Origin of the sequence: Citricoccus alkalitolerans (genome assembly GCF_039528175.1) — a bacterium.
Taxonomy (GTDB): Bacteria; Actinomycetota; Actinomycetes; order Actinomycetales; family Micrococcaceae; genus Citricoccus; species Citricoccus alkalitolerans.
The window spans coordinates 690,915-699,440 of the sequence record NZ_BAAALH010000001.1; the positions used below are offsets into that span (position 1 = coordinate 690,915).

Consider the following 8,526-nt stretch of genomic DNA (forward strand, 5'->3'; position numbering starts at 1 on the left):
GTTGATCTCGAGGTTCAGCAGCATCTCAAAGGGCCGGTTGTTCTCGACGCCTAGTTCGTCGTCTTCGGCTATTTAGACCTTGGGGAAGAACGCCTGGTTGGATAGGTGCCGGTTGGAGTCATCGCACCGGTTTTTGATGTCAGCACAGTTGGCCATCAAATTCAGCGCGTTGTCGAGGCGGGCTCGGGCGTCGGTGTACTCGCGGTGATGGGCATCCACGAGCTGTCTGATTTGGTCGAGTTCACCCAGGATGCGGTCCTGCTCGCTCTTCGGGAGGGCGAGCGGGACCGCTTCGGCGTAGTGGGCTTGAAGGCATCGTTCTTGCTTGAGTTGAACTGTTTGTTCCCTCGCCTCGTCGCGGCGCGCGGTTTCACGGGGGCCGCCGACATCGACTCCGTTTTTCACTACCGCGTCCCTCGCACCATTGCGCGCCCGGCGGGGTCCGGTCGCACCCGTAAGTTGCCGCACCTGATCGCCGGCCTCATCACATACGCGGATGGTCCGATGAGTGCCGACATGCGGGAAGTATTGGAAGAGTGGCGGAGGCTGATCGAAGATCGCGCAGATGTGCTAAGCGACGCTGCGGAAGTTTGGATGAGACCATTGGGGGCGCCGCTGAACGATCCGCACGAAGCGCAAGCGTGGCCGAGGTATACCCGCACGGTCGCCGGCCGCCGGGACCGGTACGGCATCGCCGATGAGACACCCTGGGCATGGCACCCGGGACGACTGCACAGAATATCGACGCCGCTCGCGTCCGCAGTGCCCTTGATCGAGCACGTGACATCGCTCGCGTCCGAAGCCCGCGCACGGAGCATAGAGCCGGGTGTGAGGAGCTGGGACGAACGCTTTAGCGCAACTCTGAAAGGGCAGGCGCGTCCGAAGGCGCTGATACGCTTGCACTACGCCACCCGACCCGCTGAGTTCGGGATTTCTTGTCCCAGTGGGGTCCGAGTTGGGTCTCGAACCCGTGGCGTAGTTAATTGCAGCCCGCTGCGCGAGCCAATGGGGAATGTCCGTACCCTCGGGACGCTAGGGTCAGACCACTGCTGGATTGTGCCCGAGGAGGTGAGCGCCGTGACGCAAGAGTCGTCGCATAGTGCGGCCGGCCAAGCCCTCGGATACGTACATCAGTGCATGTGGGCACTGGTTGAACTAGGGAAGCGCGCGACTTCAGAGCCGGCAACTCAGCTTCGTCTAGAAGCATTGGATGATATCGAGTTCGACAGCGCAGGTTCGCCCAATGAGCTTCTACAAACGAAGCACCACACACAAGGCGACAGTCCGCTCACAGCTGCAACAGTCGACCTCTGGCGAACACTGAATGTCTGGATGGACTTGCCTTCATCCGACAAACTCGTGCTACGCCTAGTCACCACTCGGAAGCTCAATCAAGAGTCGGGACTAATCCGTCTCCGTGACGGCGAGCGCCGCGACACTTCTGCTGCGCTTGATGAGTTGTTGGATGCCGCAAGAGAGTCGACGAGCAAGACCACCGAAAAGTGGCGCCAGAAGTTTATCGACCTCGACGAATACAAAAGGGTTGAGTTGGTGGACCGCATCATCATTGATGATGGGTCACTACCAGCAGTTCAGATCGACAGTGACTTGGTCCGGACCTTCCGGTATGCATTTCCAACCGGACGAGACGAGATCTTCCTCCACCTCCTAAAAGGGTGGTGGTCCGGGATATCGGTGCGACTTTTGAGCAGGTCGCTGGAATCTGTCACCGGTCAAGACTTGATCGTGCAGGTTACTGAGATCGCCGACCAGCTCAAGAGTGACACCTTGCCGATCGACCCAGCTGTCATGCAAGAGCATGACGAGTCGATTTCCGATCTATACAAGGACCGGCCGTTCGTGCAGCAACTCCTCTGGATCGCGCTTGAGAACAACAGGCTTTGGAAAGCCATCCGGGACTATCACCGATCATTCACTCAACGCTCGTTCTGGCTGCGCCACCAACTCCTGGCCGAGACCGAACTTGACCGGTTCGCCTTTCGTCTCCAAGACGAGTGGGAACAAACCTTCGACTCACGAGTGGCCAGCATGAGACGTGAAGGGCGGACCGACCATGACGTCGTCGGCCAGGAGATTCTAGAAGAAGTAGCGAGAGAGTCGCGGGCCCGTCTGCGCGACCGCTTTGACGAGCCGTGGTTCAACCGTGGAATGTTTCACGCACTCGCCGATGGCGAGTTGGGGTATCGGATTGGCTGGCATCCCGAATTCGAGTCGAGATTGGAGGAGATGCTTGGCCATGTCTCAACCACCTGAGCCGCTGGTTTCACCTGTGGCGCGCGCGCCCGAAGCTATGGCACTCTTCAATACCGTTTTGACTACGGAACTTCTCGTCAATGCATGTTGGGCGAAAGCACAGAACGGCACCACCGGCCTCGCGTGGCCTGCTGCGTACCTGATCTTGCCGCTGACTTTGCACCCGCAGACACGAGACAGCCTGCCCCGTGATCGACGAATCACTCTCGCGCGTTGGGCAGTTCGAAATCACGATCTGCTTGCGGACATGGAGTTCCGCGTGGCGAACATGGCGCTGCCAACGAAACGAGCCATCCGCCACGGCCTCCGCTCCAAGCGGCTCGGGCTCGATGGCACCAACCTTGTCGCGCTCGCTAGACCGAAAAACGCCACATCAAAGTGGCCGACCGAACTGAGCGATTCCGTCAAGGCAGCACGCTTTTGCGGACAATGGTTTAACGCCGTCGAAACCCACCTAGCGTTCGAACTACTCGGAATCGGAGGCTGATAGTGCAAATCGTGTCCCTTGGTGTATTTAATGAGTCGGGGCGACGTCGTGACGTCAATTTCCGTCGGGGTGCGCTGAATATTCTGACTGGAAAGTCGAAAACCGGTAAGTCGGCGATACTCGACATCGTCGAATATTGTCTCGGAAGAAACACAGTCACCATCCCGACTGGAGTTATTAGCGATCACGCCTCCTGGTACTACGTAATCGTTGAGTTCTCGAACGAACGCGTTCTGATCTGTCGACCAAACCCAGAAGGTGCAAGCACTCATCGCGCGATGGTCCGCACAGGTGGTCTCGACCTCACTGCGCCTACGTATGACGAACTCGAAGTCAATGCCGATACCGATGTACTAAAAGACACACTTACTGAACGTCTTCGTATCGAGTCCTTCACCATTGACCCGGAAGGTGGATCACTCAGACAGCCCTTCAACGTCTCAGTCCGACAAGCGCTCTTCTACTGTTTCCAGAACCAAGGAGAGATCGCTAGTCGCGACGTGCTTTTTCACCGTCAGGTGGAGAACGACATCAAAACAACGATTCGCGACACTCTCCCGTATTTCCTAGGTGCAGCGACGCCCGAGCAAGGTGCACTACGGCGCCAGCTTGTTGCAACACGCAGGACTCTGCAACGTACTCAGAACAGCATTCGCGCTGCCGAAGCAGACCTCGACCAACAAGATAGCCGCGTCACCCACCTGATCGAGTCCGCGGTCAGCCTTGACCTCCTACCCAGTCATGCAGGAATTGGCGCCAGAGAAGGGATACGCGCCATGCTGGAAAGCATCTTGGCGTATCGGTCTGACAACGCGTCAGACGAAGAGTCGGAGGACTCGCGCCGAAGGAGAGAACTTGCGGAGGAAGGACGAACGATCCGGGCTCGAATCCGTGAAGTTGATGATCAACTCGAACTCCTTAGCAAGCTGCAAGGCGAACAGGGTGACTCGCAGACCGAAGCCCAGTACCAAGCGGAGAGGCTTCGTGCGCTCGATCTGCTCGTCCCCAAGTCTGCCTTGATCGATGGAGATGTGAGTGTCTGCCCGCTTTGCGACCAAGGTCTGGATCACCCAGACGAGACCGTCATTGAGTTGCGATCGCTCCTGAAAGCCTTGGAGACGCGCCTCGAAGCATCGAAGGGCGTCTCGTCTCGGCGCCAAGCGACGATCGAACGAGTGGAGGCGAGCCGCGACCCGCTCGTGGGAGCACTCCGCGAGAATGTCGTTGAGCTCGATGCCGTAGCTCAACAAGAAGCGGCGATCGCAGCAGGCCGTGAACGACGAGAGCGAATTGCGTTCCTCCAAGGCCGAGTCAGTCAGGAACTCGAAAGGGGTGTCGATATCGCTGCCGACCTCACCAACCTGCGAAACGCTGAGCGTCGGTACCGCGGACAGCTCGCGCGGCTGGAGGACATTAGCGAGCGTGACGATCCCGCCGCAGCTCTTCGCACTGCCATCGACTCGGTGTCTGAACTGATGACGGACTATGCGCGTTACCTTCAACTGGAGGGTTCTGAGCACTACGTGCGTCTTGACCCAATTGACCTGACCGTAACTGTTCAGCGCCCTGGAGGCCGCGTCCCGCTTGGGCGTATGGGAAGCGCTGAGAATTGGGTCGGCTACCACCTGGTGGCACACCTTGCTCTCCACCACTGGTTCGCGACGAACAATCGACCTGTTCCGCGATTCGTCATGTTCGATCAGCCGACGCAGGCGTTCTTTCCTGAAGAGGTCGTTGATGCTACTGACGACGAGAACGCTGACTGGGAAGCAGTACGGAGACAGTTCACGCTTATGCGGGATGTCGTCTCGACGCTAACCGGGGACCTCCAGGTGGTCGTGTGTGACCACGCGAACCTCGCAGACGAGTGGTTCCAAGACGCGGTTGTCGAGAACTGGCGCAATGGCGTCGCCTTGATCCCCACCGACTGGTTGGGAGACGGGGCGGGATGATGTAGGTGCTCTTGCCCTCCGGACCTGGCTGCGGCCGAAGGAACTTAGCCGTGGAGAAGGCGAACAGTAGAGGACGTCTGCCCCTTTCGCGTTCGTGAGCGCCTACCGCGACTCGATGCTCCTACAGTGATTGCGGCCTTCCACCCTTGTGATGAGTCGAGACATGGGTTGCACCTGAGTTGAGTCAACAGTGGCAGAAGGCAGGGAGCCCGGCCATGGGCCGGGCTCCCTTTCAGGTTCATGGGCACCATCGTCGGGTATCAGATTGACGGCCATGACCGATGGCACTGGTCCCGGCCCGGTGATGTCGGATGTGCTGGGTGGTACCGGACAGATCCACAGGCGTCCGGTGGATCTCGGAGGTGACCATGGCTGGTTGGATCGGGGTCGGTGGAGCGCTGTTGTTCGTGGCGGTGTTCCTCCTCGAAGGGTGGGCCCGGCCGGGATACTCTCCAGTGCGGCACCCGGTCAGTGCCCTCGCCCTGGGCGCCCGCGGTTGGATCTAGACCCTCAACTTCATCCTCTGTGGGGCTGCGGTCGCCGTGGGAGGTGTGGGGATGGCCGTCTCTGATGTCTCCCCGGCCTTGGGAACCGCGCTGGCCGTCGTGGGGGTCGGACTGCTTCTCTCCGGGATCTTCCGGATGGACCCGGTCCGGGGATATCCACCCGGCACCCCAGAAGGCGATCCTCCGGCGACGAGCATCTGGCACCGACTCCACGATGGTGTCGGGATGATCCTGTTCCTCGCATTGCCCGCGGCGGCAGCCCTGGCCGCCTTCGTCATACCGGAACTGGTCTGGAAGATTGCCTCCGGCGTTGTGGCCCTCTGGCTGATCCGAGCCATGGTGGCCTTCGGGGTAGCGTGGGAGAACGACTCGCCGCGGACAGGCCTCGTCCAGCGGGCGTTCCTTGTCCCGGGGATGCTTTGGGTGGCGGTGGTGTTCGGGCTGTAGGCCGGTGGCTCATCCGAGCGGGGGACTGCTCGGCCGCTTCGTGTGCAGCCTCCACAGCGAGGTGACTTCCCGCGAACGGGCGGCGTGGAGAGGATCTGAGCGGTCGGTGGCTCGCTGATGGCGGGGTGTCGTATCGAGCCGATCGATCACCTCAAGGCCTGCCTGGTCAATGGCGTCCAGCAGCAGCTGTCGACTGCGCAGTCCGAGGATCTCGGCCAGGTCCGAGAGGACCAACCAGCCCTCGCCGTCATCCGTGAGGTGGTGCGGTAGTCCGACCAGAAACTGCAGCAGCATGGTGCTGCCGGGGTCGTACACGGCCGCGTCGAGGGTGGTCGCCGCGCTGCCCGGCAACCACGGGGGGTTGCAGACGATGAGTGGTGCCCGTCCGTCCGGGAACATGCTGGTCAGCTGAGCTGCGGCAGCGTCTTGGATGCCCAGCCGGGCGAAGTTGTCGTTCGCGCAGTCCACCGCACGCTGGTGGAGGTCCGTCCCCACCACCTTCTGCACGCCACGGTTCACGAGCACAGCGGCCAGTAGTCCCGTGCCGGTGCCCACATCGAACGCCACATCCCGATTGGTCAGCGGTGCCTGCGCCACCAGGTCGACATACTCGTGGCGGGTGGGCAGGAACGTGCCGTAGTGAGGATGGATCCTCCCGTTCACGGCGGGGATGTCGATGCCGGTCAAGTACCACTGGTAGGCGCTCTGGACGCCGGTCAGCTCCTGCAGACTCACCACAGCGTTGCTCTCGCCGAAGCCGGGTTGCTGCGCGTAGGCGAATTCGACCGCGGGGCCGACCTGTGGGGCGCGGGGCAGAGGCACCCTGGCCGACCCGCCCAGTGCGTCGAATGCGAGCGGCACCAGCATCAAGGACATCATCCGCGATCGCTGGGCGCGGGCTTGGCGCAGGCGATAGAAGGCATCCGCATCGCCGATGACGGGCCGTGCCGCCTCGCCGCTTCGGCCCTTGGCCAGGCGTCGATCGATCGCGCTGAGGATCTGCTTCGCGTTGTGGAAGTCGCCCAGCCACAGCATGGCGGTGCCCTGGGCCGCGTACTTCACGGCCTGGACGGTGGTGAGTCGGTCATCGACGACGACCAGCTTCTTGGGGGCCGGCCGGCCGTTGGCAGACCACCACGTGGCGGATTCGGTCACCCCGGCCTGTTGCCAGGTCAACGAGGGAGCGTCAGCAATCGGTTCCGGAAGGATGGAGATCAACCTCGTTCAGTAGCGGCTCGTCACCTGTGGGCCACCGCGCACGAACTGACCGACCACGGCCATGGACCATCCCTATGCTACCGAGGACGCCCGCCGGGAGTCTGCTGGCCGGCCCTCGAGAGATTGGTGCCGGTCTCGCGCACCCCGAGGTCCCAGATCGCCTCTGCCGCGGCGTCGTCGCGGGCCAGTGCTGAGGTCTGCTGTGCTTCGGGGCTGCCCCGCCACTGGCGGAAGCCGTCGGGACCGAAATAGGTCAGGGGCGGCAGGCCGGTCACGGCGGCCTCCAGTATCGGCAGCGATCCGTCTGCTGCCGACTGGCCGATCAGGCGGCAGACGCCCGTGACGGCGCGGTCGAGGACGGGCACGCCGGTGGCATTCTGCAGGTTGGTGACGGCCCAACCGGGGCGGGCGAGCTGGACGTCGAGGGCGGATCCTTGATCGGCCAGCCGTTTCTGGAGCGCGCGGGCCCAGAGCATGTCGCAGAGCTTGGGCTGCGCATAGGCCGCCGCGATGCTCCAGCGGCGGTGCCGGAAGTGCGGGTCAGCGGCATCGACCCGTCCGCTGTGATGTGCGCCCGAACCGACGATGACCACCCGCCCACGGAGGTGTCCGGCGATCAGGTTGGTCAAGGCGAAGGGCCCCAGGAAGTTGGTGCCGAGGATCATCTCGAAACCGTCGGTGGTCTCGCGGCGACGCGAGGTGACCGCGCCGGCGTTGTTGACCAGGACGACAATGGGCTCGTCCAGGCCGGCAGCGAAATTCCTGACGGATGCCAGGTCGGCCAGATCCAGGTGGCCCTCCACCACTTCGGCTCCGAGCCGGCGCAGCTGTCCCGCCACGGTACGGCCCCGTTCCCGATCACGGCACGGGATCACCAGCCGTGCCCCCGCCCGGGCGGCCGTACGGGCCACCTCCAGGCCGATGCCGTGGGTCGCACCCGTCACCAGCCACGTGCGCGCCGATTGGTCCGGCAACTCCGAACCGGTCTGGATGGAGGGAGACGAGGAGGGAGAAGTGGAGGGAAATTGGACCATGGTCACACGGTACCGGCGGTCTGGGAAGGCGTCCGGAAGTCGGGAACCCTGGCTGGGAGCACGACGAGCAGGTTAGTATAGGGGGTTGCTTTCGGAATACGGGAAGCACCTTGACCGTTGAAGTAGGCACTACGGGAAGACCAGCCATCTGAAGGGACGCACGCCACATGGCCATGACCCGAACCATGTTCAAGTCCAAGATCCACCGGGCCACCGTGACCCACGCCGATCTGCACTACGTCGGCTCCGTGACCGTGGACCAGGACCTGCTCGAGGCCGCGGACATCCTCCCCGGCGAGCTCGTGGCCATCGTGGACGTGACCAACGGGGCACGGCTGGAGACCTACACCATCGCCGGTGAACGCGGTTCCGGGGTGCTGGGCATCAACGGCGCCGCGGCGCACCTGGTGGACGTGGGGGACACCGTCATCCTCATCACGTACGCCCAGATGGAGGCCGCCGAGGCCCGTTCTTTCGTGCCGACTGTCGTCCACGTGGACGCGGACAACCGGATCGTGGAGCTCGGATCCGACCCGTCCGAGGCCCTCGCCGAGGACCTGCAGCGCCCGCCCTTTGCCGTGGCCCTCTGACCTCCTGACCCAGACCTA

Annotated in this window: 6 protein-coding genes and 1 pseudogene; 5 read left to right on the plus strand and 2 right to left on the minus strand. The window is 62.5% G+C overall.

Annotated elements, in window-relative coordinates; translation table 11 throughout:
* The first annotated feature begins 105 nt into the window (after positions 1–105).
* From ABD134_RS03045 to ABD134_RS03060, 4 genes and pseudogenes are all read left to right on the plus strand, one after another.
* Complete coding sequence (locus tag ABD134_RS03045) at positions 106–2,274, plus strand: ABC-three component system protein (protein ID WP_344226598.1); 2,169 nt, start codon at positions 106–108, stop codon at positions 2,272–2,274.
* Positions 2,258–2,761 carry a three component ABC system middle component gene (locus ABD134_RS03050; RefSeq protein ID WP_344226600.1) on the plus strand — a complete coding sequence of 168 codons (504 nt, stop codon included), beginning with the start codon at positions 2,258–2,260 and terminating at the stop codon, positions 2,759–2,761. The genes ABD134_RS03045 and ABD134_RS03050 overlap by 17 nt, the downstream gene beginning before the upstream one ends.
* Before the next feature lie 11 nt (positions 2,762–2,772).
* Positions 2,773–4,713, plus strand: coding sequence for a DUF3732 domain-containing protein (locus tag ABD134_RS03055; protein ID WP_344226602.1), 1,941 nt, complete (start codon positions 2,773–2,775; stop codon positions 4,711–4,713).
* A gap of 368 nt (positions 4,714–5,081) precedes the next feature.
* A pseudogene (locus ABD134_RS03060) lies at positions 5,082–5,666 on the plus strand (DUF998 domain-containing protein).
* Positions 5,667–5,675: 9 nt separating this feature from the next.
* Here ABD134_RS03060 and ABD134_RS03065 read toward each other — a convergent pair.
* Both ABD134_RS03065 and ABD134_RS03070 read right to left on the minus strand, forming a co-directional pair.
* Positions 5,676–6,842, minus strand: coding sequence for a methyltransferase (locus ABD134_RS03065; protein ID WP_344226604.1), 1,167 nt, complete (start codon positions 6,840–6,842; stop codon positions 5,676–5,678).
* A 119-nt stretch (positions 6,843–6,961) separates the two neighbouring features.
* A complete protein-coding gene (locus tag ABD134_RS03070; protein ID WP_344226606.1) occupies positions 6,962–7,918 on the minus strand; it encodes an SDR family NAD(P)-dependent oxidoreductase in 957 nt (318 codons plus the stop codon).
* Positions 7,919–8,091: 173 nt separating this feature from the next.
* Between ABD134_RS03070 and panD the strand changes: the two genes are divergently transcribed.
* Positions 8,092–8,508: an aspartate 1-decarboxylase gene (panD, locus tag ABD134_RS03075; protein ID WP_344227637.1), complete on the plus strand. Its 417-nt coding sequence runs from the start codon at positions 8,092–8,094 to the stop codon at positions 8,506–8,508.
* The last annotated feature ends 18 nt before the right edge of the window (positions 8,509–8,526 follow it).